19 protein-coding genes are annotated in these 26,209 nt (G+C 74.4%); 3 read left to right on the top strand and 16 right to left on the bottom strand.

Annotated features, from left to right (window positions below; all coding sequences use genetic code 11):
- Nucleotides 1-66: 66 nt before the first annotated feature.
- The 7 genes from def to Aru02nite_RS21105 all read right to left on the bottom strand — a co-directional run bounded on the left by def (nt 67) and on the right by Aru02nite_RS21105 (nt 8,977).
- Nucleotides 67-603 carry a peptide deformylase gene (def, locus tag Aru02nite_RS21135; RefSeq protein WP_203660280.1) on the bottom strand — a complete coding sequence of 179 codons (537 nt, stop codon included), beginning with the start codon at nt 601-603 and terminating at the stop codon, nt 67-69.
- Nucleotides 600-1,376: a winged helix-turn-helix domain-containing protein gene (locus tag Aru02nite_RS21130; protein ID WP_203660278.1), complete on the bottom strand. Its 777-nt coding sequence runs from the start codon at nt 1,374-1,376 to the stop codon at nt 600-602. The genes def and Aru02nite_RS21130 overlap by 4 nt, the downstream gene beginning before the upstream one ends.
- Nucleotides 1,377-2,008: 632 nt before the next feature.
- Nucleotides 2,009-2,440 carry a DUF6314 family protein gene (locus Aru02nite_RS21125; RefSeq protein ID WP_203660276.1) on the bottom strand — a complete coding sequence of 144 codons (432 nt, stop codon included), beginning with the start codon at nt 2,438-2,440 and terminating at the stop codon, nt 2,009-2,011.
- Nucleotides 2,437-3,663 carry an MFS transporter gene (locus tag Aru02nite_RS21120; RefSeq protein WP_203660274.1) on the bottom strand — a complete coding sequence of 409 codons (1,227 nt, stop codon included), beginning with the start codon at nt 3,661-3,663 and terminating at the stop codon, nt 2,437-2,439. The genes Aru02nite_RS21125 and Aru02nite_RS21120 overlap by 4 nt, the downstream gene beginning before the upstream one ends.
- A gap of 68 nt (nt 3,664-3,731) precedes the next feature.
- On the bottom strand, nt 3,732-4,463 hold the full coding sequence (locus Aru02nite_RS21115; RefSeq protein ID WP_203660272.1) for an LppU/SCO3897 family protein: 732 nt from the start codon (nt 4,461-4,463) through the stop codon (nt 3,732-3,734).
- A gap of 117 nt (nt 4,464-4,580) precedes the next feature.
- On the bottom strand, nt 4,581-5,408 hold the full coding sequence (locus Aru02nite_RS21110) for an LppU/SCO3897 family protein (RefSeq protein ID WP_203660270.1): 828 nt from the start codon (nt 5,406-5,408) through the stop codon (nt 4,581-4,583).
- A 173-nt stretch (nt 5,409-5,581) separates the two neighbouring features.
- Nucleotides 5,582-8,977 (bottom strand): UvrD-helicase domain-containing protein, encoded by a 3,396-nt coding sequence (locus Aru02nite_RS21105; RefSeq protein ID WP_203660268.1) that lies wholly within the window; start codon nt 8,975-8,977, stop codon nt 5,582-5,584.
- Between the two features lie 127 nt (nt 8,978-9,104).
- Between Aru02nite_RS21105 and Aru02nite_RS21100 the strand changes: the two genes are divergently transcribed.
- Nucleotides 9,105-9,689 carry a GNAT family N-acetyltransferase gene (locus tag Aru02nite_RS21100; RefSeq protein ID WP_203660266.1) on the top strand — a complete coding sequence of 195 codons (585 nt, stop codon included), beginning with the start codon at nt 9,105-9,107 and terminating at the stop codon, nt 9,687-9,689.
- Between the two features lie 6 nt (nt 9,690-9,695).
- Here Aru02nite_RS21100 and Aru02nite_RS21095 read toward each other — a convergent pair whose 3' ends face one another.
- From Aru02nite_RS21095 to Aru02nite_RS21055, 9 genes are all read right to left on the bottom strand, one after another.
- Nucleotides 9,696-10,607, bottom strand: coding sequence for a hypothetical protein (locus Aru02nite_RS21095; protein ID WP_203660264.1), 912 nt, complete (start codon nt 10,605-10,607; stop codon nt 9,696-9,698).
- 60 nt (nt 10,608-10,667) lie between these two features.
- Nucleotides 10,668-11,186: a hypothetical protein gene (locus Aru02nite_RS21090; protein WP_203660262.1), complete on the bottom strand. Its 519-nt coding sequence runs from the start codon at nt 11,184-11,186 to the stop codon at nt 10,668-10,670.
- A 124-nt stretch (nt 11,187-11,310) separates the two neighbouring features.
- Entirely contained in the window at nt 11,311-12,714 is a 1,404-nt protein-coding gene (locus Aru02nite_RS21085) for a HAMP domain-containing sensor histidine kinase (protein ID WP_373324931.1), read from the bottom strand.
- A gap of 37 nt (nt 12,715-12,751) precedes the next feature.
- Nucleotides 12,752-13,432: a response regulator transcription factor gene (locus Aru02nite_RS21080; RefSeq protein WP_203660260.1), complete on the bottom strand. Its 681-nt coding sequence runs from the start codon at nt 13,430-13,432 to the stop codon at nt 12,752-12,754.
- A 61-nt stretch (nt 13,433-13,493) separates the two neighbouring features.
- A complete protein-coding gene (locus Aru02nite_RS21075) occupies nt 13,494-14,576 on the bottom strand; it encodes a 3-deoxy-7-phosphoheptulonate synthase (RefSeq protein WP_203660258.1) in 1,083 nt (360 codons plus the stop codon).
- Between the two features lie 195 nt (nt 14,577-14,771).
- The gene (locus tag Aru02nite_RS21070; protein WP_203660256.1) at nt 14,772-15,218 is read right to left on the bottom strand and encodes a hypothetical protein; all 447 of its coding nucleotides are present in this window, start codon (nt 15,216-15,218) and stop codon (nt 14,772-14,774) included.
- 64 nt (nt 15,219-15,282) lie between these two features.
- Nucleotides 15,283-16,989 (bottom strand): IlvD/Edd family dehydratase, encoded by a 1,707-nt coding sequence (locus Aru02nite_RS21065; protein WP_203660254.1) that lies wholly within the window; start codon nt 16,987-16,989, stop codon nt 15,283-15,285.
- 102 nt (nt 16,990-17,091) lie between these two features.
- Complete coding sequence (locus tag Aru02nite_RS21060) at nt 17,092-18,177, bottom strand: hypothetical protein (RefSeq protein WP_203660252.1); 1,086 nt, start codon at nt 18,175-18,177, stop codon at nt 17,092-17,094.
- 178 nt (nt 18,178-18,355) lie between these two features.
- The gene (locus Aru02nite_RS21055) at nt 18,356-19,186 is read right to left on the bottom strand and encodes a maleylpyruvate isomerase N-terminal domain-containing protein (RefSeq protein ID WP_203660249.1); all 831 of its coding nucleotides are present in this window, start codon (nt 19,184-19,186) and stop codon (nt 18,356-18,358) included.
- A gap of 300 nt (nt 19,187-19,486) precedes the next feature.
- On the opposite strand from Aru02nite_RS21055, the gene Aru02nite_RS21050 reads away from it, so the two are divergent.
- Nucleotides 19,487-23,176: a hypothetical protein gene (locus Aru02nite_RS21050; protein WP_203660247.1), complete on the top strand. Its 3,690-nt coding sequence runs from the start codon at nt 19,487-19,489 to the stop codon at nt 23,174-23,176.
- A complete protein-coding gene (locus tag Aru02nite_RS21045; RefSeq protein ID WP_203660245.1) occupies nt 23,173-26,205 on the top strand; it encodes a GTPase in 3,033 nt (1,010 codons plus the stop codon). Before Aru02nite_RS21050 ends, Aru02nite_RS21045 begins: the two co-directional genes overlap by 4 nt.
- The last annotated feature ends 4 nt before the right edge of the window (nt 26,206-26,209 follow it).

The following is a 26,209-nucleotide window of genomic DNA, read 5'->3' as shown; positions in this document are numbered from 1 at the left end:
CATGACCGGGACGGCCTCCGGTGACGAGCCCGAGCCGCCGCCGAGGTGCTGGGTCGAGCGGGAGTGTCAGCCCAGGCGCCAGGGGGCGCCGACCGGCTGCGACATGCCGGGCATGAACCAGTCCGCCCGGCGTACCTCCCGCATGGCGGAACGGCGGACCTGCGGCTCCAGCCGGTCCAGGTACAGCAGGCCGTCGAGATGGTCGGTCTCGTGCTGGAGACACTGCGCCAGCACGTCCACCCCGCGTACGACGACCGGCTCGTTGCGCAGGTCGACGCCGCGGCACACCGCCCGTACCGCACGGCGGGTCGGGAACCACAACCCCGGCACCGACAGGCACCCCTCGTCCAGCTCGTGCCACTCGTCCGACAGCTCGACGATCTCCGGGTTCAACACGTACCCGAAGGCGTCGTCGACGTTGTAGCTGAACGCCCGCACGTTCACGCCGATCTGGTTCGCGGCGAGCCCCGCCCGGCCCGGCTCCTCCACCGTCTCCAGCAGATCCGTGACCAACTCCGCCGTACGCCGGCCGAACGACGTCACCGGCTCGCACGGCGTCTTCAGCACCGGGTCGCCGAACGTACGGATCTCCTGGATGCTCATGCCTCGTCCTTCGTCCTGTTCTCGACGGAGTACTCCCCGGGCCGGCGCCCGGTGTGGTCGTCGTGGTCCCGCGACCGTTCGGCACGCCGCCCCGCGTCCAGCCGCTTCGCCTCGCCATCCGCCGTACGCTTCCGACCAGCGGACAGGCGCTTCGCCTGCTGCTCGCCCGGACGTTCGCGATCCGCGGGCAGGCGCTTGGCGGCGGCGCGGGGACGGTGGCCGGATGTGTCGTCGGCGTGCGGTGCGCCCGCGGTCCGGATCTCCGGTAGCAACGGGAAGAGGCGGGTGACGGCGCCGACCGGGCCGGCGCCGGTGGGCCGGGCGGCGGGATCGTGCTCACGCTCGGAGTACCGGTCGAGGACGGCGCGGATCTCGCCCGCCACCGCCGTCAGCTCGTCCGGCGTCAGGTACAGCACGGCACTGTCGGCCGCGTCCCGCCGCCAGCGACGCGGGGCATCGTCACGCCGAGCCAGCCACCGGCGGTACCCCTCGTCCTCCAGTTCGACGGACAGGGTGCCGAGACCAGCACCGACCGGAGCAGACCGCACCGTACGCAGGCGCCACGGTCGGATCCGCCCCCGGGCCGGCGCCTCCTCGATGTAGCCGAAACGCGCGAGTTGACGCAGGTGGAACGAACAGAGCCCCGTACTGTGCCCGAGCCGCCGCGCCGCCTCGGTCGACGTGACCGTGCCCAGCTCACGCACCAGATCGAGCAGCGCCGCCCGGACCGGATGCACCAGCGCGGCGTCCACCGGGCGGTCCTCCGTCGTCATGGTTTGCAAACGTACCAGCTTTGCAAACACCTGGCCGGCCTGGGCGGTGCCGCGGGCGCACGCCTGGGGGACGTCGCGTCAGCGAGCGGTACGGCACCGGCGGGCTGGGCGGGTAGGCGGGCCGGGCAACGGGCAACGGGCAACGGGCGGATCTAAATTGACACCTATCGATTGTTCAACTGTCCAATTGTTGAACAATTGAACTGTTGAACAATGAGACAATTGAACAATCGGCGGCGCAAGATCAACTCCCGCTCTCGTACCGGGCGCCGTACCCGGCCAACGACGTCCCCTTCGGCGTGGTTGGCCCCACTGTCAGCGACGATCCGACCGACGTCGCTGACGTGCCCGTACACCAGCCGAACGCCGCTGGCCGGCGACCGAGCCGAACGGGCTGGCCATACGTACAAGAGCCGAGAGACGAACATCATGCCGGCGTTCGGGCCGCAGTTCAGCAGCCGCCGAACCGGGCGGCACGCCAAACGAACACGTTTCCGGCCGGACCGCGCTCGGCCGGACCACAAGGCCGGCGACACACCAGACGAACACGGCCACGCGCCCACCGCCGGCCTGGGCGAAACACAGCCGCCCGGACCGCCGAGCCGTACCGCGCAGGGCGGCGGGAGCGCAGGTCAGGCGCGGGTGAACGTGGTGTGCAGGCGGAGGTCCTTCGCCGGGCCGGTGACGCGCCAGTCCTGTACCCAGTGGTCGGCGGACGTCACCCGGAACTCCCCGGCGTACGCGTCGGCGCGGCACGGGTGCGTCACCGTCCATGTGCCGGTACGGAGGTCGAGGTCGTGGAAGTGGCGGCCGTCGTCGAACTCGACGCGCAGCCCGTCGCCGCTGGCTCGGTACGTGAGGGCGCGCCAGGCGGGTCCGACGTGGCCGCCGAAGCGCAGTTCGCCGCGTTCGCTGTACGCGAGGTCGGGGCCGTCGGGGCGGAACTCGCCGATGCCGGTGAACGTGCCGGTGCCGCCGGTGGACAGGTCGGTGATGTGCCGGTCGAGCGTCCACCGCCCGGTGAGGTACGCGATCGGGTCGGCGACCGGGAAGGCTGTGCTCACCCGGCCAGCTTGCCACCGCTGGTGGCGGGGAGTGTCCGCACGTCCCGGCTGGCGAGTACGGCGGCGAGGACGAGGGCGAGCAGGACGGAGCCGGCGAGTACCAGGAGGCGGGGTGGGTAGGTGGCGCCGAGATGGCCGGCGACGACCTGCCCGAGCGGGAGGGCGAGGAGCGACCCGAGCCCGTCGTACGCGGAGACGCGGGAGAGCCGGTCGAGCGGGACGTGTGTGCCGAGCGCGGTCTCCCAGGCGACGTCGAACATGCCGATGCCGAACCCGGCAAGCAGCGACACCGGCAGCAGCACCCAGGTCGTGGGGTACAGCGCGAGGACGGCGAGCTGCGGAACCAGCGCGGCGATGCCGATGAGCCCGGCCCGCAGCGGTCGCGCGAACCGTAGCCGCAGCATGGCCAGCGTGGCGAGGACCAGCCCGATCGACTGGGCGGCAAGGACGAGACCCCACGCGCCGCGGCCGACGGTGTCGTCGGCGATGACGGGGCCGAGCGTGTTCCAGCCGCCGGCCTCGATCGCGTTGAGGACGCCGAAACCCAGCACCACCACCCACAGCCAGGTACGCGACCGGAACTCGCGCCAGCCGTCCCGCAGCTCCCGCAGTACGGTGCCGCCGGGGGCCGGTGCGTCGTCCGCGGGCGGGCGTACGCGGAGGAGCAGGAGCGCGGCCGCCCCGAACGACGCCGCGTCGACGGCCACGCCCCAACCGGATCCCAGTGCCGCGACCAGGATCCCGCCGAACGCGGCGCCCAGCACCATGCCGCCGTTGCGTACGAACCCGCCGAGCGCGCTGGCCTGCTGCAGCAGCCCCCGCGGTACGAGCTGGGGTACGACACCGGCCATCGCCGGCATGATGAACGCGCTGGCCGCGCCGTTGACGGCCTCCGCGACGAGGATCTGCCAGACGTACGCGTGCCCGCCGAGCAGCAGCGCCGCGGCGACGGCCTGCGAGGCGAACGAGACGACGCTGCCGGCGACCATCACCAGGTGCCGCGGCAGCCGGTCCGCCAGCACCCCGCCGAACAGCAGGAACACCACCAGCGGAACGCTGCGGGCGGCGAGTACCAGGCCGAGGTCGGCGGCCGACCCGGTGAGGTCGAGTACGGCGAAGGAGACGGCGATCGGCGCGACCGCGTTGCCCACGACGGCGACCAGCCGGGCCGACAGGTACCACCGGAAGGAGGTGATGCGCAGCGGTCCCCCGGCGTCGGTCACGGCCGGGATCCTACGAGCGGGGCGCGCCGGACGGCGATGCGATTACGGCCGTCGGCGCGCCCGCGCGGTCACTTCTGGGTGGCGAGGCAGAGTACGAAGGACTCCTTGTTGTCCTTCATGTCGTTGAACACGTAGTAGTAGTTCGTCTGCGGGGACGGGCACTTCTTCCGGTCGTTGGTGCCGTCGAGCCGGTCGATCACCTTGAGCGCGCCGCTCGCCGAGCACGCCGACGGCTGCACCGAGTTCTTCGCCTTGTCCGGGACGACGCAGTCGCCCTTCTTGACGGCGGCCGCCTTGCTGGCCGAACTCGGCGTCGGCGACGCCGACTTCTTGCCGTCGCCACCCTTGGCGCTCGTGCTCTTGTCGGACTTGCCGGGGCCGAGGAAGAAGTACCAGCCTGCGCCGCCGGCGCCGAGTACGACGACGACCACGATGATGACGATCGCGATCAGGCCGCCCTTGCCCTTCTTCGGCTCGGGCTGCGGCTGCCACGGCGGCGCCGATCCGGCCGGAGCGCCGGGGCCGTCGAACGGCGGCGAACTGAACGGCGGCTGTCCCGCACCGAACTCGCTCGTCGGGCTGAGACTCGGCACCGGCGAACCGAACGGGTCGCCGCCGGGCGGGGGCGGCGGGCCGCCGAAGCCACCGGCACCGCTCGGCCCACCGGAGCCCGGCGCCCCCGGGTACGGCGGCGGCTGGTCCGGCTGGCCGGGCTGACCCGGCTGCCCGGGCTGGCCCGGCCACGAACCCTCGGGCTGGCCGAACGGGCCGTTACCACCGGGCGGTCCGTACTGCGACATGGATCCTCCTCGCGCGAACAGGACAGCAACGGTAACGGGCCGGATCACGTGGCTGCGCACACACCGCCCGCCGGGGCCGAAACCTCGACGGGCGGTGGTGTGGCGACTACGACGCGGTCACTGCTTCTGCATGCAGAGCACGAAGTCCAGATCCGACATCGACGAGTCGTGCTTCAGGTAGTACGTCGTGTCGGAGCCCGACACGCTGTCGCACTTGCTGGTGTCGGCGGTGCCGTCGTACCGCTTCAGCACCTTGTACGTCCCCGACTTGCACGTGACGATGCGCAGCTCGGGGCTGCTGTCGGTGCCGTCGTTGGTGACGCACTGGCCCTCCTGGACCGTGTACGCGTCGGACGTCTCGCTCGGGCTCGGCGAGTCGGACGGCGACGGGCTGTCCGACGGCGACGGACTCTCCGAGGGCGACTCCGTCGCGGACGCCGACGGCGACGGGTCCGGCTTGTCACCGCCGCTGAAGATCGCGTACGCGCCGATGCCGCAGCCGGCGAGCACGACCAGGACGACGACACCGATGATGATGCCGATCAGCGGGCCCTTGCTCTTCTTCGGCGGCTCCTGGTACGGCCCGCCCTGCCAGCCGGGCGTCCCGTACGGCGGGGGGCCCTGCGGCGGCATCCCCGGGCCACCGGGCCCACCGGACATCGGCGGCCCCGACATGGGACCGCCGGGCGGGCCGGACATCGGGCCACCGGGCGGGCCGGACATGGGCTGGCCGTAGGGATCCTGGCCGTACTGCGGCTGACCGTACGGGTCCTGGCCGTACTGCTGGTACTGCTGGGGCTCCTGGTTGTACTGCGGCGGCTGGGGTTCGCCGTACGGCGCGCCGTAACCGCCGCCGGGGCCGGGCTGCCCCGGCTGCCCGCCCTGCTGCCACGGATCCTGCGGCTGGCCCGGGTACCCGCCGCCGGGCGGACCGTAGTTCGACATCGTTCCTCCTCGATCGGCCGCCGGCCATCGGCGCGGGCGCCTGCTCCGATATGACCGGTACGCCGGGGCGAGGCGTACGGCCGGTCCCGTCACGGTAACGTGGCCTGCCCAGTCCTGATCACTGTGGCCGGGGAACGCACCCGATCGTTCCCGGACCGTCACCGCCGGTCAGTTCAGATCAGACGCAACTGCCGCGCGCGGGGCCTACGGGGCGCCGGGTCCTCGCCGAGCCGGTCGTACAGTCGGGGGTCGATCGCGGACAGGTAGGGCGATTCCGGAGCCGGCTGGGGTTCGGCCGCGCCGCGCCGCTGCCGGCTCGCCGCGTGCGACAGGTAGAGCCGGTCCTGGGCGCGGGTGATGCCGACGAACAGCAGCCGGCGCTCCTCCGCGAGCTGCTCGGGCGTCGGTTCCCGGCCGGGCAGCCGCAGCGGCAGCAGCCCGTCCTCGCAGCCGACCAGGAACACCACCGGGAACTCCAGCCCCTTGCTGGCGTGCAGGGTCAGCAGCGTGACCCGGTCCGCGCGGGGATCCCAGGTGTCGACCTCGGCGCCGGTCGCCAGTTCCGACAGGAACATCGGCAGGTCGGCGCCGCACCGCGCGGCGAGCGGCATCAGCAGTTCGACCGCGTTGTGGATGTCCCCCTCGGTCACCGGCGGCCCCGCGTACGTGTCGTCGCCGGCGCGCATGGCGCCCGCCGCGGCGTGCCCGGCGAGTACCTGGGCGGTGAGGCGGACGCGGGCGGCGATGGCGCCGTCGATGCCCGTCGCGTACCGGAGCTCGTCGGCGATGGCGGCGACGCCGGGCCGGTCCAGCAACCGGTCGTGCGAGCGCTTCTGCACCGGTACGCCCGCCCGCGACAGCGCGTCGATCACCGGCGCGGCCTGCGCGTCCGTCCGGTACAGCACGGCGATGTCGGCGAACCCGACGCCGCCGAGCGGACCGTCCCGGCCGTCGACCCGGCCCGTGTCGATGGCGTGGAACGACGAACCGCCGACCAGCTGGTCGACGGTCCGGGCCACGTACTCGGCCTCGTCGGCCGGACTCGTCGCCACGTACCGCGTGATGCGGGCGCCGTTGATGGCGCCGCGCCGCGCGGGCGCCAACGTACGGTCGGCGACGAGGGTGCCGGGCGCGATCGCCTGCACGGCAGCGGCCAGGATCGGCGCCGTGGAGCGGTAGTTGCGGGTCAGCCGCACCACCGTCGCGGTCGGGAAGTCCTCCCGGAAGCGCAGGAAGTAGCCCACGTCGGCGCCGCGGAACGAGTAGATCGACTGGTCGGGATCGCCGATGGCGCACAGGTTCCCGGTCGGCGGGCACAGCAACCGCAGCAGCCGGTACTGCTGCTCGTCCACGTCCTGGTACTCGTCCACGAACACGTGCGTGAACCGCTGCCGGTACGCCGCGACCAGCGTCTCGTCCGCCGACAGCAGCTGTACCGGCAGGCTGACCAGCTCGTCCACGTCGACGAGGTCGCGCGCCCGCAACGCCTTCGTGTAGTCGATGAGCAGGTCGGTCAGGTCCTCGCCGGGCCGCTCGGCCCCGGCCGGCGCCGGCCGCCGGAACTCGTGCAGCTGACGCAGCAGCCGCCGCGCCTGCACCGTCTCGTCGTCGGGCAGCCCGGCCGCCTCGCCCACCGCGTCCAGCTGCTCGTCCGAGTCGGCGATCCGGAACTCCGGCGTCAGCCCCAGCCGCGGGGCGTGCTCGCGCAGGATCGACAGCCCCAGCGCGTGGAACGTCGACACGGTCGCGCCGTTCGCCTCGACGGCCGCGCGGGACCGGGACTCCGCCGACCGACCCGCGGACGTACCGCCGTCGGCGGCGAACCGGCCCGCCAGCAGGAACCGCAGCCGTTCCCGCATCTCGTCCGCCGCGCGCCGGGTGAACGTCACCGCCAGGCACTGCTGCGCCGGTACGTCGCACTCGGCGATGAGGTGGCCGAGCCGCTGGATCAGCGTCCGGGTCTTGCCCGTACCGGGGCCGGCGATGATGAGCACCGGGCCGTCGGTGACCTGCGCGGCGGCCTTCTGGTCCGGGTCGAGCAGGTCGAGCAGTCCGGTACCGAGACGCTCCATGCCGGTCAGTACCGGCTCGACGTGGCCGAGGCCGGTCAGCGCCTCCGGCGGCGCGGTGCCGTCCTCGGTCAGCAGCTCGTCCTGCTCGGGTACCGGCCGCTGCCGCGGTACGGGCCGGGGCTTCGGCGCGCCGGCGGTGAGCGGGCGGCGTACCCGGGGGCTCGGCGCCAGGTCGAACAGCGCGTCCGTACCGCCGCTCGCGCCGCGCAGCTCGCCCGGCTCGAACAGGGAGATCGTCCCGTACTCCCCGTCGTACCCGCCGGCGCGGTGCACCTCGCCCCGGCGCAGCCGGGACACCGCCTCGCCCAGCTCGACGCCGCCCACCCGCGCCACCTCGTCCACCGGTACCTCGGTCAGGATGGACAGCTCGGAACCCAGCTCGGCGAGCAGCGACACGACCTTGCCGTCGACGGTCTTGCTGCGCGGCCCGACCCCGTGGATCTCGCCCAGGATCTCCGGCAGCGGCACCAGGTTGTGGAAGCCCGCCGCCCCCTCCGGCCGGTACCCGGCGGGCCGGTCGGCGAGCGCCTCGACGCGGTGCAGTACGCCGACGGTCAGGGCCTTGCCGCAGGTCGGGCAGCGACCGTCGAGCCGCTTCGTCTCCGCCGGCTCCAGCCGTACGGCGCACTTGCGGTGCCCGTCCAGGTGGTACTTGCCCTCCTCGGGGAAGAACTCGATCGTCCCCGCCAACCCCTCCCGCGTACGCAGCGCGTCGCGGACCGCGCCGTAGTCGTACCCGGTGGTGAAGGTGGTGGCCTCCCGGCCGAGCGCCGGCGGCGAGTGCGCGTCGGAGTTGCTGACCAGCGCGTACCGGTCGAGGGCGGAGACGCGCCAGTTCATCGCCGGGTCCGACGACAGGCCGGTCTCGATCGCGAACACGTGCCCGGCGAGATCGCCGTAGCAGTCCTCGATCGCGTCGAACCCGGACTTCGACCCGAGCGCCGCGAACCACGGCGTCCACACGTGCGCCGGCACCAGGTACGCGTCGGGGCTGGCCGACAGCGTGACCTCCAGCAGGTCGCGCGGGTCGAGGCCGATGATGGGCCGGCCGTCGGCGGCGAGGTTCTTGCCCATGCCGGACAGCGCGGTGTTGAAGCGTTGCGCGGCGCCCAGGTCCGGCAGGTAGATCAGGTGGTGCACCTTGCGGGTCAGGCCGTCCCGCTTCTTGATGGTCGACACCTCGACCGACAGCATGAACCGGGTCGGCCCCTGGCAGGCCGGCGGCAGCTTCTGGTCGACCGCCCGCTCCAGTTCCGGACGCAGCCGGTACAGGCCGGGCTCGGCCTCGACCAGGTTCTCCGTGAGGTGCGCGTACCAGGCGGGGTGGGTGAAGTCACCCGTACCGAGCAGGCCGATGCCCTTGCGCCGGGCCCACCACGCCAGGTGCTCAAGGTCGCAGTCGCGGCTGCAGGCACGCGAGTACTTCGAGTGGATGTGCAGGTCGGCGTGGAAGCGACCGGCACCCGAGGCGTTCTCGCTGAGCGGCACGCCCGGCATCCTGCCACGAAACCCTCCGATACCACGCAGGGACACCCCGCGTACGAGCAGGTGGCGCCCGCGCCACCGCCACCCGGGGTACCTCGCCCGGTGCGGTACCCGGCGGGGCGTCGGGCACCATGGGCGGATGGACACGCTGGTCGACGGGGAGCTGGCGCTGCGGCCGATGCGCGCGGACGACTTCGCGACGATGGCGCGGTGGCTGTCCGACCCGCGGGTGCTGACCTGGTTCGGCGGGCGGGACCGGCCGATGTCGCTGCTCGACGTGACCGCGAAGTACCAGCCGCGGCTGGCCGCCGACTCGGCCACCACCTGCCTGATCGCCGAACTCGACGGCGTACCGGTCGGCTACGTGCAGTTCTACCGCTGGCGCGACCACGCCACCGACGCCTCCGTACTCGGACTGTCCACACTGGACAATCCGTACGGGCTGGACGTGTTCGTCGGGCGGCCCGAGCTGTGGGGCACCGGCCTCGGCTCCCGGATGGTCCGCCTGCTGCTCGGCCACCTCTTCGGTACGGTCGGCGCCCGCCGCGTCGCGCTCGCCGCCATGGCGCACAACTACCGGGCCCAGCGGGCGTACGCGAAGGTCGGGTTCCGGCGGGTGCGGCTGGTGCCCGGCGCGGAGGTGCACGAGGGCGTGGCGCGCGACGAGTGGCTGATGGTCGCCGACCGCGGCTCGTACTCCCGCGCCGAGGTCGGCACCGCCTGACCGCGCTCAGGAGCAGGCGAGCAGGGTACGGGCCGCGGGCGGGGCGGTGGCCAGGTCACGGCACGGGTACGAGCCGACGGCGACGACCCGCCAGCCGGTCGCCGCGTGCCGCATGACGACCCGTACGGTGCCGGCCTTCGGCGCGACCAGGTCGGCCACCAGGTAGTCGTCCGCGCAGCGCGGCGTACCGACGGTGGTGCCGGCGGGCAGCGAGCCGCCCGAGCGCTGCCTCGCCACCGCCAGGATCTCCCGCGCGGACGGCGATCCCGCCGGGCACGCCGTACTCACCGGCTGCGGCACCGGCTGCGTGACGCCCGGCGCCGGCGCCCCCGGTACGACGGGGTCCTGGCCGAGCGGTACCGAACCCTCCGGCGTACGGCACGGCTGCGCCGTCGTACCGCCGGGCCCCGTCGTGTCCCCGGGCGCTGTCGTGACCCCGGGCGCCGCCGTGTCCCCGGGCGCTGTCGTGTCGCCGGGCCCGAAGGTGGCCGTACCGCCGGGGGTGGCCGGATCGGCGGTGGGGGTGCCCTCGCCGCCCGCACCGCCGCCGGCGGGTCCGCGGAACGGGCCGCCCGTCGTACCGCCGGCGGGGCCGGGGAAACCGCCGCCCCTCGTACCGGTGCCGCCCGGCCGGACCGGTGTCCCGGACGGCAGGCCCGGCGTCGGCGCGGGTGCCGGCGCCGTGGCGGACGGCTGCGGTACGCCGGGGTTCGTGCCCGCGGTCGTCGACGGGCACCCGCCCGCGCTGGCGCTCGGCGCCGGGCTGCCGGTCACCTCGACCGGTTGCGCGAGCCGGTGGCGCGCGCAGCCGGCCACCAGTACGGGAACCGCGGCGAGTACTGCGACGGCGACGAGGCGTGACACGCCGGGGCGGGGCCGGCCGCCGGCGTACGGTGCGATGCGTCGCGGCCTCGGCATGGGTCGTGTCTACCGCATGGCGTACGCGGGGCGGAAGGGACGCCGACCCCGATCCGGCCGTTACTTCTTGATCACGACGACCAGCCGGGCGGTGTCCGTGTTGCCGCTCTGCCGGCCGGCGACGCCGATCTGCTCGCCCTTCGTGATGGCCGACCGGCTCGCGGCCTTCCGGTCCGCGCGCACCTTCGTACCGCCGGTGAGGGTCCACGTCTCCGAGAACCCGTCCGACGACCTCACCGTCATCGACGTGGCGCTGACCGACGTGACCTCGCCCCGCTGCACGGCCACGTCCACCGGGCCCTTCTTCGTCCGTACCGTCACGTCGCCGTGCAGGGTGTGCCGCAGCAGGTACCGGTTCAGCCGCGGATGCCGGTGCTTCCCGTCGTGCGACCTGTTGTCCGGCGACTTCGGCGTGGCCGAGCCCGACGGCTGCGGCTGCCCGGTGTCGGAGATGCCGAGCGCGTGGATCGCCTGGTCCTCCGCGCTGCCGGTCGTGCCCGCCGCGCTCGCCCCGCAGCCCGCGAGTCCGACCAGACCGACCGCACCGACGGCCACCGTCACCGCCCACCGACGCTTCATGTCAACCCCTCCGATCGCGTACGTCAGCGCCGCGTCCGCGCGGCCCCACGTACAGGCTCGTCCGGTTCGGCGCGAACCCCGTCAACGCCGTGTACGAACTCGGTAAGGCTTTCGGCCGGCGGCGTCAGAACGTGACGGTGAAACGGGAGCCGCCCTCGGCGGCGTGGTCGGCGGTGATCCGGCCGCCGAGCCGCGCGACGAGCCGGGCCGCCAGCGCGAGGCCCAACCCGGTACCGACCGGCCGCACCCCGCGGTACTTCGCGTACAGCCGGCCCCGCTCGAACGCGACGGCCAGGTCCTCGTCGGACAGTCCCGGCCCGCCGTCGCGTACCTCCACGGTGCCGGGCGCGCGGACCGCGACGACCAGCGGCGCACCCGCCGGTACCACCCGGAACGCGTTCTCCAGCAGGCCGTCGACCACCTGGCGGAGGCGGCCCGGATCGGTACGCAGGCGTACCGGATGGTCGGGCAGCTCGGCACGCAGGTCGACGCCCGCCTCCGCGCAGCGCGGCCGCCACGCCGTGACCGCCGCGCCGGCCAGCTCCACCAGATCCACGTCCACGACCTCGATCGGGAAGTCCTGCGCGGACAGCCGGGCCAGCGCGAGCAGGTCGGTGACCAGCCGGTCCAGCCGGCCCGCCTCCGCCAGTACGGTCCGGCCCGCCTCGCGGACGGGCGGCTGGTCCGAGCCCGGCAGTACGCCGTCGGCCAGCGCCTCCCCGTACCCGCGGATCGCGGTCAGCGGGGTGCGCAGCTCGTGCGACACCGACAGCAGGAAGTCACGTTGCCGCCCCTCGCTCTCGGCGAGCGCCGCGGCCAGCCCGTTCAGCGCGACGGACAGTTCGGCGACCTCAGCGGGCGCCTCGACCGGCAGGCGTACGGTCCGGTCGCCCGCGGACAGCCGGCGTGCCGCGCCCGCCGCGTGCCGGATCGGGCGGGACAGCCGGCGCGCCAGCAACGCGCCCGCCACCACCCCGGCGACCAGCCCGGCCAGCAGCGCCAGTCCCAACGACAGCACCGCACCGGCCGGGAGTACGCCGGGCGCCCGTTGCGCCAGGACCACACCCGTACCGTCGGCCAGCGGGCGGGCGGCGAGCAGGATGCGGTGCCCGCCGCGTACGCCGGTGGTGTCGACCGCGCGGCCGTCGGACACCGCCCGTGCCACCCGCGCCGGCACCCAGCGGCGGTCCGCCCGACCATCGCTGACCAGCGACAACTCCAGCCCGTACTGGCGCAGCCGGCGCGCCAGCGCCTCGGACCGTACGGGCTGGCCGACGCGCGGGCCGAGCAGCGCGGTCGCCAGGTCGGCCTGCTCCGCGAGGTTGTGCCGGTCCGCCCGGAGCGCGGCCGACCGCGCCAGCGGTACCGCGACGGCCGCGGTGACCAGCACGGAGATCAGCGCGACCAGGCACGTCACCAGCGTCGACCGCCACACGATCCCGCCCCGCGGCGCCGCGGGCCTCGGTCCCACGGCGGCGGGCGCGCGCGGGTTGGGGTTGCCGGCGGGCCGGGGCGGGCCGCCGGTCACGGCGCAACCTCCGCGGCGGGCGGGGGCGGGCCGCCGGTCACGGCGCTACCTCGGCGGCGTACCCGACCCCGCGGACCGTACGGATCGGGCTGGCCGCGCCGAGCTTCGCGCGTACCTGAGCGACGTGCACGTCGACGGTGCGGGTGCCGGCCTGCGCCGCGTACCCCCAGACGGCGGCGAGCAGCTCCTCCCGGGTGAACACCCGGCCCGGTCGCGCCATCAGGTGCGCCAGCAGGTCGAACTCGGTGGTCGTCAGCCGCACGTCCGCGTCGCCCGCGGTGACCCGGTGCCGCTCGGTGTCCACCGTGACCGGACCCACCCGGTACACCCGGTGCGCCGCCTGCGGCCCCGCGGTACGGCGGAGCACGGCGCGCAGCCGGGCCACGAGTTCGCGGGGGCTGAACGGCTTCGTGACGTAGTCGTCGGCGCCGAGTTCGAGGCCGACGATGCGGTCGACCTCGTCGTCGGCTGCGGTCAGGAACAGCACCGGGGTCCAGTCGTCGGCCGCCCGCATCCGCCGGCACACCTCGGTACCGTCGATGCCGGGCAGCCGGATGTCGAGCACCACCGCGACCGGCCGGTCCCGTCGTACGGCGGCCAGGGCGGACTCGCCGTCGCCGCAGCACGTCACCCCGAAACCGTCCCGGCTCAGGTACAGCCGGACCAGCTCGGCGATCGCCGGTTCGTCCTCGACGACGAGTACGAGTCCCTGTGCCACCGTCCCTCCCTGCGCGATCGTGACCGGGCCCGGTCTCGGCCCGGTCACGCCACCGTACGGGTCAGGTCAGGGCACCCGAACGCACCGCGCGGCGGGCCCGGACCGCGGCGGCCAGCTCGCGCAGTACGGGCACGGTCATGTCCCAGCCCATGCAGGCGTCCGTCACGCTCTGACCGTACGTCAGGTCGGTGGTGCCGCCCTCGATCCCGAGCGACTGCCGGCCGTCGACCAGGAAACTCTCCAGCATCACGCCGGCGATGCCGGTCTGGCCGGCGGCGAGCTGGGCGGCGATGTCGGCGGCCACGCCCGGCTGCCGGCGGTGGTCCTTGCCGCTGTTGCCGTGCGAGCAGTCGATGATCAGCCGCTCCGGCAGGCGCGCCGCGCGCAGGTCGGCGAGCGCCGCGTCCACGTGCGCCGCGTCGTGGTTCGGTCCGGACCGCCCGCCGCGCAGGATCACGTGGCAGTCCGGGTTCCCGGTGGTCTGCATGATCGCGGCGACACCGTGCTCGGTGATGCCGGGGAACACGTGCGGCACGGCGGCCGCGCGTACCGCGTCGATGGCGACCGCGATGCCGCCGTCGGTGCCGTTCTTGATGCCGATCGGCATGGACAGGCCGGACGCGAGCTGCCGGTGCACCTGGCTCTCCGCCGTACGCGCGCCGATCGCGCCCCAGCTCACCGTGTCCGCCAGGTACTGCGGCAGGATCGGGTCCAGGTACTCGCAGCCCACCGGCAGGCCCAGCGCCGAGATGGACAGCAGCAACCTGCGGCCGACCCGCAGCCCGGTGTTGGCGTCGAAGCTGCCGTCCAGGTGCGGGTCGTTCAGCAGGCCCTTCCAGCCGACCACGGTGCGCGGCTTCTCGAAGTACACCCGCATCACGATCGCGAGGTCGTCGTCCAGCTCCCGGGTCACCTCGGCGAGCCGCCCCGCGTACTCCAGCGCGGCGGCCGGGTCGTGCACCGAGCACGGGCCGACGATCACGAGCAGGCGGTCGTCCGTACCGGACAGGACGCCGGTGACGGCGCGCCGGCCGGCCCGTACCGTCTCGGCGGCGGCGTCGGTGAGCGGCAGCTCCTCGGCCAGGAGGGCGGGCTGCACCAGCGGGCGCACGGCCTCGATGCGGCGATCTCGGAGCGGTTCCATGGGTCTCGACCTTTCCGCAGACCGCACTGAGTGCCACCCGGCCGGCCTGCTACGGGGAAAGCGAAAGGCAGGGGAGTCGTCCCCTGCCTTCTGCCGGCTCTGGATGGTTGGTGGCGTCAGCCCACGGCGGCGCGCCCGACCCCATCCAGGGCCGGCGAGCTAAACCACCGATACAGACGCGACACGCTGGCGAGTCTAGCCCGCGGCGCGCTGGCGCGGGATCGGGGTCGAGGTGAACACCCGGTGGAACACGCCGGCGAGCCGGTCGAGCTGCCCCGGGTACGGCGCGCGTACCCACAGGTGGTGGGCCCGGTCGTCGGCCCGGAACGTGAAGTCGATCAGCGCGAGACGCTCGCGTACCTGCCAGGTCGCGTCGGACATCTCGGTCAGACCGACCGAGAGGTACGGGCGGACCCGGTCCAGGACGCGGACCCGGCGGGTGACGACGAGCCGGCACCGGGTGAGCAGCAGTACGAGGTCACCCTGGATGAAGCGGTTCGGCTCGGTGCACTGGGCGACCGCGAGCGTGGTGTCGTGCCGGCCGACGTCGCGCCGCAGTACCGGCACGTGCCGGCTCACGGTGATCGTGTCGAGTCCCGCCTCCGCGGCGGCGGGCAGCAGGGAAAGTCCGAACTTGTCCATGATCTCCTCCGGCGGGTACAACGTCGCCGGCGGCGCCACGTCACGCCCCCGTCACCGAACGGGGTCAGTGCGACTGCCGGGCCACCCCCGAACCGGACCCGCCGGCCAGGAAGTCCAGGTCACAGCCCCGATCCGCCTGGAGTACGTGGTCGACGTAGAGGCGCGCGTAACCCCGGTCGTACGACGGCTCGGGCGCCCGCCACTCCGCCCGACGCCGCGCCAGCTCCGCCTCCGGTACGTCCAGGTGCAGCCGCCGCGCCGGCACGTCCAGCTCGATCCGGTCCCCGGTACGCACCAGCGCGAGCGGCCCGCCGACCGCCGCCTCCGGCGCCACGTGCAGCACGACCGTCCCGTACGCGGTGCCGGACATCCGCGCGTCCGAGATCCGCACCACGTCGTCGATCCCCGCGTCGATGAGCCGCTTCGGCAGCTCCAGGTTCCCCACCTCCGGCATCCCCGGGTACCCGCGCGGCCCGGAGTTGCGCAGCACCAGCACGGTGTCCGCGTCGACCGGCAGCTCCGGGTCGTCCTTCGCCGCGTCGTACTCCTCGATCGAGTCGAAGACGAGCGCCGTCCCGCAGTGCCGCAGCAGCCGTTCCGAGGCGGCGGACTGCTTGACGACCGCGCCGTCCGGCGCCAGGTTCCCGCGCAGCACGGCCGTTCCGGCCCCCACCCCCAACGGCTCCGCGTACGGCCGGATGACCTCGCCGTACCGCGGGGCGGTGGCGACGTTGTCGGCGATGCTGCGCCCGGTGACGGTCAGCTGGTCGCCGTCGAGCACGGGCAGCAGCTCACGCAGCACCGCCGGCAGCCCGCCCGCGTAGTAGAAGTCCTCCATCAGGTACTTCCCCGACGGCTGAAGATCCACCAGCCACGGTACGTCCCGGGCCCAGCCGTCCAGGTCGTCCAGCGTGACGTCGATGCCGAGCCGGCCGGCGATGGCCAGCAGGTGGATGATCGCGTTCGTCGAGCCGCCGAGCGCGGCGTTCGCGCGGGCCGCGTTCGCGAACGACGCCCGGGTCACGATCCGCGACATCCGCAGGTCCTCGCCGACCATCGCGACGATCCGCTGCCCCGCGCGCTGCGCCGTCGCGTACCGCCGGGAGTCGACGGCGGGGATCGCCGCCGAACCGGGCAGTTGCAGGCCGAGCGCCTCCGCCAGGCACGCCATCGTGGACGCGGTACCCATGGTCATGCAGTGCCCGTTGCTGCGCGACATCCCGGACTCCGCGTCCAGGTACTCCTCCGGAGTCATCCGACCGGCGCGCAGATCCTCGGTCAGCTGCCACACCCCCGTACCGGAGCCGAGGTCGCACCCGCGGAACTTGCCGTTCAGCATCGGTCCACCGGTGACGACGACGGTCGGCAGGTCCACGCTGGCGGCGCCCATGATGGTGCCCGGGGTGGTCTTGTCGCAGCCGGACAGCAGCACCACGCCGTCGACCGGGTTGCCGCGGATCGACTCCTCGGTGTCCATCGACAGCAGGTTGCGGAACAGCATCGCGGTCGGCCGCAGCAGCGGCTCACCCAGCGACATCACCGGGAACTCGACGGGAAAACCGCCGGCCTGCCAGACGCCCCGCTTGACCGCCTCGGCCACCCGCCGCAGGTGCGCGTTGCACGGCGTCAGCTCGGACCACGTGTTGCAGATCCCGATCACCGGGCGCCCGTCGAACACCTCCGCCGAGAAGCCCTGGTTGCGCATCCACGAGCGGTGGATGAACCCGTTGCGGCCCTGCTCGGCGAACCACTGGTGACTGCGCAACTCCATGCCGACCCCCTCCAGACATCCGATCACCGACGTTAGCCGGTGATCGGATGCCGGGGCAGGGTCGCGCGCGCGGCAGTTGGATCCGTCGCGGCGCGGCGCCGCTCAGTTGCCGCCGAGCTTGTCGAGGGTGCCCTTGGCGGCCTGCTCCATCTGCCCGCGCACCTTGTCCAGGTCGCTGTCCGACCACGACCCGGACCCGGACTTCGTGACCATCGGCGTGAACTTCAGCACCAGGTTGCCGTCCAGCACGATCAGGTCGAGCCGGGAGATGCTGTCGCTCGAACTGCTGTCCTCCACGTACTCGAAGGCCTTCTCGCCGATCTGCACGTCCTTCTTGGCACCGGACTTGACCGAGCTGGAGCCCTGGTCGTGGTAGTAGTCGTACAGCCGGGAGGCGCCGTCGCCGTCGGTGTAGAACGCGCCGACCACGGACACCATCGCGGTGTCCCCGCTGTAGTCGCCGAACGACTGCGTCACCACGAGCAGCTTGCTGTCCCCGGTGGTCGAGTCGTCCTCGATCGGGTTGCCGTTGCCCTTGCCGTACCCGGACTCGAAGGGCGACCAGTCGACCTTGTCGGCGATCTTCGTCGGCGCCGTGTACGTCCCGCCGCCGCCCGAGGGTGCGCTGTCCGACTCGCTCGGCGACGGCGAGGCCGACGCGGACGGCGTCGACGATCCCGCGGCCTGGGTCGGCTTCGGATCCGGCTTGTTGCCACCGGAGAGCGCCACGACCGCGATCACCACGATGACCACGACCGCGAGCACGCCGCCACCGACCAGCCCGCCGATCAGCAGACCCCGGTTCCCACCGGACGGCGCGGGCGGCTGGTACGCCGGGACCGGCTGCTGCGGGTACTGCGGCGCACCGTACGGCGCGGCGCCGGGCTGACCGTACGGCGGGGCGCTCGGCTGCGCGTAGGGATCCGGGGCGGGGGGCTGCGCGTACGGGTCGTTGTAGCCGCCGCCGGAGATCGGGACGCTGGAGTACTGCTGGTTCGCGTCGCCGTAGTACTGCTGGCTCGGGTCGGGCTGCTGCCAGGACTGGTCGGGCTGCCCGTACGCCGGGTCGTAGCCGGGTTGCTGCGGCGGGCTGTAACCAGGCTGGGGCTGCTGACCGTAGCCGGGTTGCTGGCCGTATCCGGGTCCGTTGCCATAACCGGAGTACGGGTCGTACGGGGGTTGTGTCACGGCGGTACAGCCTTCCGGGCGGGTGCCTCGGCTGACGGAGGCGGGGGTGGCGCGAGGTCCGCGCGACTAGACAGTAGCCGCACCGGGCCACCGTCGACAGTCTCCGCGGACCGCCGGGCAGCGACGCGAACCCGTGCCGGCGCACCGATCCGCGCCGCCGATCAGCCGAACAGCGGAATCAGCCGAACAGCGGAAACCGGCTGCCGTCCAGGATCCGTTGCTCCGCCGGGGTCAGCGGCTCCCGCCCGGTGCCCTTCAACGCGTACTCCCGGTCCGGCCAGTCCGGTCGCGGTACGCCGGCGCCGAGCAGCCCGTCGAGCGTGCGCCGCACCAGCGCCAGCGGTACCGGATCGGGGTCGGACGCGTCGGGCAGGTCGACGGTGAGGTCGAGGCGGTGCACGCTGGCCTCGACCGCGAGCGTGGCCAGCAGGTCGGGCAGGGTCAGCACGTGCCGCTGGGTGACCAGCCGACTGTCCGCGGCCGTACTGCGGGCGGCGCGGACCACCGCCGACGACGTCTCGTCCCACAGCTGCACCAGCGTCCGCGGCCGGAACGCCGACGCGGCGATCCGTACGGCGCGGGCGTGCTCGCCGGGGCCGGGACCACCGGGGAAACCCCGCCAGTACGTGATGAAGTCGGTGTCGGCGACCCCGTCGTCGGGGGTGGCCAGGGCGATCAGCGCGCGCTGCCCGTCGAGCAGCACGTGGTAGAGCACGTCGACGACCGACCAGCCGGTGCACCGGGTCGGCCGCATCAGGTCCGCGTCCGGCCGGCCCGCCACCGTCTCCGTCAGCTGCCGGTACGCGGCGGCCAGCGCGGCGAGCCCCTGCTCGCGGGTGACCGCGGTCGGCTCGGCGGCCGGCACGACCCGTGGCGCGGGCCCGGACGCGTCGGTGCCCGCCGACGCGGTGTCGGCACCCGCCGCGGCGGGTACGGGCCCGGTGGGGCGCACCGCGACCGCGGCGTCCGCGACGCCGGAGCGTACCCTCGTGTCTCTTCTACCGTGCATTAGCTACCTATGCCCCGTTGAGATCGGTAAACACCGGTACGTGGAGAATAGTCCACAACTATCGTTCGACTCTCCCATACCGTCCCGTTGCACGATGTCGGCGGCGGGACAATCCGCGTTACCGGGCGGGCAGCGTACCGCCGGGAAAACGGGCCGTCTGGAGGACCCGATGCCAGCCATGCCTGAAAAGTACTCGGATGGGGTTGTTTTTCGGCATCCGAGGTGTTCCTCGGGCGAAACCCGGCCCGCTGTGGGGCGTGTGCGTTGTCGTCCGGATCATCGATCGGGCACCCTTGAGCCGTGACGACGCAGGGGGGTACCGGCGTCGCACCAGCCGGAGATCATCATTCCGCTCCGGGCGGCCGACCCGACCGCGCCCACGACGCGCGCGGCCGACAGGGCGGCCGGCCGGAGGACACCCGGTCGAGGTCCGCGCAGGATTCCGCGCGGTCGACGGAGTCTCCCGGCCTGGCGCGCGCGGTACCTGACGAACAGGAGACGCCGACGGGGCACGAGACCCCGCCGGCGTCCGGTGCTGTCCCCGGTCCACCGGCCGCGTCCGCCGACCTCGACGCCCTCGGTACGGCGGTGCTCGCCGAAGCCCTCCGCGGCGTACGGGACGCGGTGGCGGGCGCGCGCTTCGCCCTGACCACGGCCGGCGCCGAGGAGGCACGGCGGACGGCGCGGGAGATCACCGGGCAGCTCGACGCGTACCTGCGGCCGCGGCTGGACACCCTGTCCGGGCCGCTGCTCGTGGTCGTGTGCGGGCCGACCGGCGCGGGCAAGTCCACGCTGGTCAACAGCCTCGTCCGGGCGCCCGTCAGCCGGTCCGGCGCGCTGCGTCCGACCACCAAGGCTCCGGTACTCGCGGCCAGCGGCGCCGACGCCGCGTGGTTCGGCCGGCCACACCTGCTGCCCACGTTCGCGCGGACCGGCGGCAACCCGCCGGCCGGCCGGCACCTGCAGGTGGTGACCGCGCCGGCGCTGCCGTCCGGCCTGGCACTGCTCGACGCGCCCGACATCGACTCCGTCGTGGCCGGCAACCGGGACATCGCCGCCGAACTCATGGCCGCCGCCGACCTCTGGCTGTTCGTCACCACCGCCACGCGGTACGCGGACGAGACGGCGTGGCAGGTCCTCGACGCCGCGCGGGACCGGGACGTGGCCGTGGCGGTGGTCCTCGACCGGGTGCCGCCGGACGCCGGCCGGGCCGTACGACGGGATCTGCGGTCGTTGCTGGAGGACGCCGACCTCGCCGACGCGCCGGTGTTCGAGCTGGCCGAGTCGGCGACCGACGACGAGGGGCTGCTGCCCGACGACGCGGTCGCCCCGCTCCGCGACTGGCTGCTGCGGCTCGCCGGCGACGCGCACGAGTCGGCCGCCATCGCCCGGCAGACCCTCGACGGCGCCGTCGGTACGCTGCCCGAGCGGCTCGTCGCCCTCGCCGACGAGTCCGACGAGCAGCTCCGCGCGGCCGAGGAACTGCGCGCCACCGCACACGCCGCGCACCGTACGGCGGTGTCCACAATGGACGAAGCGATCCGGGACGGCGGGCTGCTCGGCGGCGAGCTGGCCGCCCGCTGGGAGGAACTCATCGCCGGCGGCGAGCTGCTGCGCGCGGTGCGGTCACGCTCCGGCCGGCTCTGGGACCAGCTCAGCGTGTCGCTCGCCGGGCGCTCCGAGCCGGGCAGCCGGTTCGTCCCCGCGGCGGAGGCCGCGCTGCGCACCCTGTTCACCGACACGCTCACCGACGCCGCGCGGCAGACCGCCGACGCCTGGTCCGCCACGCCCGCCGGCACCGCCCTGCTCCCCGACGTCGGCGACCCCGATCCCGACGACCCCGTGGCCACCTGGTTCGACGACCTGCTCGACTGGGTACGCACCGACTCCGGGCAGCGCTCCGTCGCCCGCCAGACCTCGTACACGTTGCAGGCGGTGCGGTTGCTCGTGCTCGTCGCGGTCCTCGTCGCGCCGGCACGTACCGCGGCGACCGGCACCGAGCGCGCCATGCTCGACACCGTCCTCGCCGACCCGGTCGTCCGGCGGCTCACCACCCGCGCCCGCGAGGAGCTGTCCACCCGCTTCCACGCGCTCACCGACACCCGGCGCAGGCGGTACGACGCGGTCCTCAACCGGGTCACCGTCGACGAGGCCACCGGCGAACGACTCCGTACCGCGGCGGTCGCGCTCGGGCCGGCGCGGACGGCCGCGGCGCTCGCCCCCGCGTACCACCCGCTGCCGGCACCCGTACCTCCGGCGCCGCCGGCACCGGCCGCGTCGTCCGTCGACCTGCCCGGCCCGGACGACCCGATCTTCCACCCCGCCGGTACGGACGACGCCGGGGTGGTCGACGGTGCGGGCACCGCGCCCGATCCCGGCGACGGCGAACGGCGGCGTTCCGAGGTGCTGTCCGACGGCGCCGCCCGTACGGACACGCACGATGCCGGCGTCGCGGATCCGGTGTCGACCGGCACGGCACCGGAGATCCCGGCAGAGTCCGGCTCCGACGGCGGCCCCGTGGCCGCGGCGAGTGCGGGCTCGGGTGACGGGTCCGGCGGTGCGGCGCCCGGACCATCGGCGAGTGCCGGTGCGGGCCGGGACGGCGATCCGGCCGAACCCGAGACCGCGCGTACGCAGCTGCTTCCGCCACGGCGGCCCGTTCCCGGTGCCGAGCCCGCCGGGGTGGCGGCCGATCAGCCGCACGAACCGGCGACGCACGCGGACGGCGACGGTTCGCCTGCCGTACAGGCGAACGAGCCCGACGCGGAACGGGTGACGTCCAGTGCCGGCCGGGCCGGGACTCCCGGTGGTGGCGGCCGGGAGTCGGACCGGGCCGGGACGGAGCCGGCTCAACCGGCGGACGTACCGGAAGGCGGGGCCGACGAGCCTGCGCCAACGGACCGGCCCGCATCGACCCACGAGCCAGAGTCGGCCGACGAGCCGGGAGCGACGCCCGAGCCGGTCGACGATCCGGAGCCGGCGCACGAACCGGACGACGGCCCGCAGGCTGCGCACGAGACCGTCCCGACCGAGAGGTACGAGGCGGCGCGCGATCCTGGGTCGACCGACGACGCAGGATCAGCGCACGAGCCGGACGCTGAGTCCGGAGCGGTACACGAGACCGAGGCCGGGCCGGCCGATGGGCCGGGAGCGGCGTACGAGTCGGAGGCGGCGCAGGGGCCCGGATCGGTTGGCGCAGTACGGAAGTCGGGCGCGGCCGGGGAGCCGCACGACCTCGGCGAGACTCCGAACGGCGACGGTCGGGCCGACGCGCTCGATGTCGACGGCGGGGCGTCGGAGCAGGCTGGGTCGGAGCCGACTCGACCGGCGGACGTACCGGAGGGTGGGGCCGACGGGGCCACGCCGGCGGACCACGACTCTGCCGACGGGCTTGCGGCGGCGGACGACGGTTCGCGCGACGAACCCGTGCCGGCGGACCGCGCTTCGACCGACGATGCTGTGCCGGCGGACCACGGCTCTGCCGACGAGCGCGCGGAGGCGGACCACGCTTCGAGCGACGAGCCTGCGTCAGCGGAACGCGCATCGGCCGACGAACCCGTGCCGGCGGACCAGGCTTCGGCCGACGAACCCGTGCCGGCGGACCAGGCTTCGAGCGAGGACCTCGTGCCGGCGGACCAGGGTTCCGCCGACGGGCCTGCGGCGGTGGACGAGCACGCATCGCCCGACGGGCCTGCGGCGGACGACGGTACTGCCGACCAGCCTGCCGCTGTGAACCGCGCTTCGACCGAGGAGTCCGCGGACGAGCACGTGACGACCGGGAAGCCCGGCGCGGCGCAGTCGGGCGGCGGGGCCGGGGACAAGGCCGAGGCGTACGACGAATCCGTTGTGGCGCAAGGGAACGAGACGGCGCAGCCGCCCGAGGCCACGGTGGACGCGGCGGTACGCGGGACGCAGGAGGCCGCCGAGCCAGCGGTGCGGCGGGACGAGCCGGCCGGTACGGGAGACACGACAGCGCGGGAGGGCGCATGATCCGGCCCGACTCGGCCGCACGCCGGGATGCCGGGGACAGCGACGCCGACGTGAAGGCGTGGCTTCAGCAACTGGCCTCGGACGACCCGATCGACCCGGACGACGCGCCGGCACCCGCGGCGGCGGACTCGACGGGGGGCGTACCGGAGGCTGGCGGTGCCGCGCAGGACGGCCCGTCCGACGACGCGGCGCCACCGGCCCGGCGGGGTTGGCGGGCCCGGCGTGCCAGTCGCCGCGCGGCGAACGAGGCCAGGAGCCAGGAGACCACGGATCAGCCCGACACGGGTGCTGCCGACGACGCCCACGGTACGGCCGACCAGCCTGGCGGTACGGCGGGTCGGGCCGGCGCGGTTGCGGCTCCGGACGGCGAGGTCGCGGGACGGGACGACGCTGACGCCAGCGGTACGCCCGGCGGCGTGGCCGGAGCGGACCACCCCGCCGGCCGGCCCCGCGGCGCGGCCGCGCGGAGCGCCGCACCGGATCCGGCCGGCACCACCTCCGGTCACGCTGGCGGCGCTGCCGGCCACGGCGACGGCGCCACCAGCCGTACCACCGGCGCGGCCCGGCGAGACGGCGTTGCGGGGCAAGGCGGCACCAGCCACGGGATCGACGCGTCGGGGGAAGCCGACACCGCGACCGGCGGGGCCGGACAAGGCGGCCCGACAGGCAACGCCGGTGGAGTACCGGGACGAGGCGACGGCACGGCGGACCACACCACTGCCGGGCAAGGCGACGCGACCGGCCATGTCTTCGACACGCCGGAGCACGGCATCGGCACGGCACGCAACGCCGGTGGTACGGCCGACCACGACATCGGCGCGGCAGGTAACGCCACCCGCAAGCCTGAGCACGGCGTCGGCGCCGCACGCAACGGTGGGCCGGCTGAGCACGGCGTCGGCGCCGCACGCAACGCGAGCCGCACGCCTGAAGATGGCATCGGCGCGGCAGGTCATGTCGGCGGCGCGGTCGAACAGGGCGGGGACGCGGGCGGAAACGGCGCTGAGCCGGGGGGCACCCAGGCAGCCGTACACGAGGCGGGCGGGAGTGACGCAGCGGCCGGGCGTAAGGGCGCGCGGCGGGCGCCCGGTACGCGGCGGGCGTCGAGTACGCGGAAGCCGTCGACGGCGCGGAAGCCGGCACGTACCCGGGACGGTCAGGCCGACGAGCACGTACTGCCGACCGGGCGGGCGGAGACGGGCGAGATCCCGCGCGTCACCGAGCCCGCCGACGCTGGCGCCGCGCCGACACAGACGGCACCGCAGCCGGCACAGACGGCACCGCTACCGGCGGAGACGACAGCGCTGCCGGCGGAGGCGGAGGCGGCGCGGCATGCTGCGTCGGCGGGTGGCGCGCACCGGGCGCCGGACCGCAGGCGGGCACCGGCGGGACCGCCCGCGGACGGTACGCGGGGTGTGGCGGCGCGGTTGGCGGCGCTGTCGGAGTTCGTGTCGGCGGCGGAGGAGCGGGTGCCGGCGCGGCAGTTGGCGGCGGCGCGGGAGCTGGTGGGCCGGGCGGGCGAGCGGCTGGAGCTGACCGACCAGTACACGGTGGTGGTGTTGGCGGGCACGACGGGCAGCGGCAAGTCGAGCCTGTTCAACGCGCTGTCCGGGCTGGACCTGTCCCGGGTCGGGGTGCGCCGGCCGACGACCGGCGAGCTGCACGCCTGCGTCTGGGATCCGGACGGGGCGGAGGAGTTGCTCGACTGGCTGGGCGTACCGGAGCGGCGGCGGACGGTGCGGGAGAGCGTGCTGGACGGCGACGCGCAGAAGGCGCTGCGCGGACTGGTACTGCTGGACCTGCCGGACTTCGACTCGATCGAGGAGGCGCACCGGGCGGAGGTCGACCGGCTGGTGGGCGTGGTCGACCTGGTGATCTGGGTGGTGGATCCGCAGAAGTACGCGGACCGCACGTTGCACGAGAAGTACCTGAGTCCGTTGGTGGCGCGGGAGTCGTCGACGGCGGTGGTGCTGAACCAGATCGACAAGCTGACGCCGGACGACGCGCAGCAGTGCGCGGCGGATCTGGGCCGGCTGCTGGTGGAGGACGGGCTGCGGGCGACGCCGCTGCACCTGACCTCGGCGCGTACCCGGGCGGGTGTGGCGGAGCTGCGCGGCGTGTTGGCGTCGGCGGTGTCCGACCGGCAGGCGTCGGTACGGCGGATCGAGGCGGATCTGGCGGCGGTGTCGGGCGGGCTGGCCGAGCTGACCGGGCCGGACGGTACGGACGCGCTCGCCGCGGAGGAGCGCGCGGGCGCCGAGCTGCCGGACCGGCTGGCGGAGCTGGCGGGCGTACCGGGGCTGCTGGACACGTCGGAGCAGGACTTCCGGCGGCGTGGCCGGCGCGCGACGGGCTGGCTGTTCGTACGGTGGGCGCTGGGTGGGCGCGACCCGAGCCGTCAGCTCGAACAGGAGCGGTACGACCTGGACTGGTTGGAGGATCCGGCGACGAAGCGCGCGGCGGCCCGGCCGGTGCCCGCGGCCGGGTCGGCGGAGCGCCGGGCGTCCCGCCGTCTCGGCCTCACCGGCGTGCTCCGCGGCTATCTCGACGCGGCGGCCGGCACGCTGCCCGCGACGTGGCTCGGCGCCGCTCGTACGGCGGTGGCGACGCACGCGTCGGCGCTGGTGGAGCGGCTGTCCCGGCTGGCGTCCCGGGCCCGCGCGACGCGTCCGGGCTGGTGGCTGGGCATGACGGTGGCGCAGTGGGTGCTGGGCGGCTGCGCGGTGGCGGGCGGTCTGTGGCTGCTGGCGGCCGCGCTCGCCGAGCCCATGGGCTGGCCCACCGTCCCCACGCCGTACGAGCTGCCCCTGCTGCTCCTGCTGGGCGGTCTGGGCCTCGGTGTGCTGCTCGCCCTGGTGTCGGTGCCGCTGGTACGTGCCGGTGCGCGGGAGTACCGGCGGACGACGGAGGCGGATCTGCGGCAGGCGGTGGCCGACGCGGCGACGGAGTGCGTACGGGGGCCGGTGCGCACGGAGCTGTCCGCGTACGAGCGGGCCCGCGCCGCGCTCCGTAACGTCCACAGTGGACAGTGACCGG

Origin of the sequence: Actinocatenispora rupis (assembly GCF_016861975.1) — a bacterium.
Taxonomy (GTDB): Bacteria; Actinomycetota; Actinomycetes; order Mycobacteriales; family Micromonosporaceae; genus Actinocatenispora; species Actinocatenispora rupis.
The sequence above is the reverse complement of the archived record's forward strand: the minus strand, read 5'-3'. Positions and strand labels throughout refer to the sequence as shown.

Coding starts and splice junctions, on each gene's coding strand:
- Aru02nite_RS21055 (WP_203660249.1), bottom strand. CDS start 19,186: ATGCACGGTAGAAGAGACACGAGGGTACGCTCCGGCGTCGCGGACGCC.
- Aru02nite_RS21075 (WP_203660258.1), bottom strand. CDS start 14,576: ATGGAACCGCTCCGAGATCGCCGCATCGAGGCCGTGCGCCCGCTGGTG.
- Aru02nite_RS21070 (WP_203660256.1), bottom strand. CDS start 15,218: ATGGACAAGTTCGGACTTTCCCTGCTGCCCGCCGCCGCGGAGGCGGGA.
- Aru02nite_RS21100 (WP_203660266.1), top strand. CDS start 9,105: ATGGACACGCTGGTCGACGGGGAGCTGGCGCTGCGGCCGATGCGCGCG.
- Aru02nite_RS21130 (WP_203660278.1), bottom strand. CDS start 1,376: ATGACGACGGAGGACCGCCCGGTGGACGCCGCGCTGGTGCATCCGGTC.
- def (WP_203660280.1), bottom strand. CDS start 603: ATGAGCATCCAGGAGATCCGTACGTTCGGCGACCCGGTGCTGAAGACG.
- Aru02nite_RS21105 (WP_203660268.1), bottom strand. CDS start 8,977: ATGCCGGGCGTGCCGCTCAGCGAGAACGCCTCGGGTGCCGGTCGCTTC.
- Aru02nite_RS21095 (WP_203660264.1), bottom strand. CDS start 10,607: ATGCCGAGGCCGCGACGCATCGCACCGTACGCCGGCGGCCGGCCCCGC.
- Aru02nite_RS21110 (WP_203660270.1), bottom strand. CDS start 5,408: ATGTCGAACTACGGTCCGCCCGGCGGCGGGTACCCGGGCCAGCCGCAG.
- Aru02nite_RS21090 (WP_203660262.1), bottom strand. CDS start 11,186: ATGAAGCGTCGGTGGGCGGTGACGGTGGCCGTCGGTGCGGTCGGTCTG.
- Aru02nite_RS21065 (WP_203660254.1), bottom strand. CDS start 16,989: ATGGAGTTGCGCAGTCACCAGTGGTTCGCCGAGCAGGGCCGCAACGGG.
- Aru02nite_RS21115 (WP_203660272.1), bottom strand. CDS start 4,463: ATGTCGCAGTACGGACCGCCCGGTGGTAACGGCCCGTTCGGCCAGCCC.
- Aru02nite_RS21045 (WP_203660245.1), top strand. CDS start 23,173: ATGATCCGGCCCGACTCGGCCGCACGCCGGGATGCCGGGGACAGCGAC.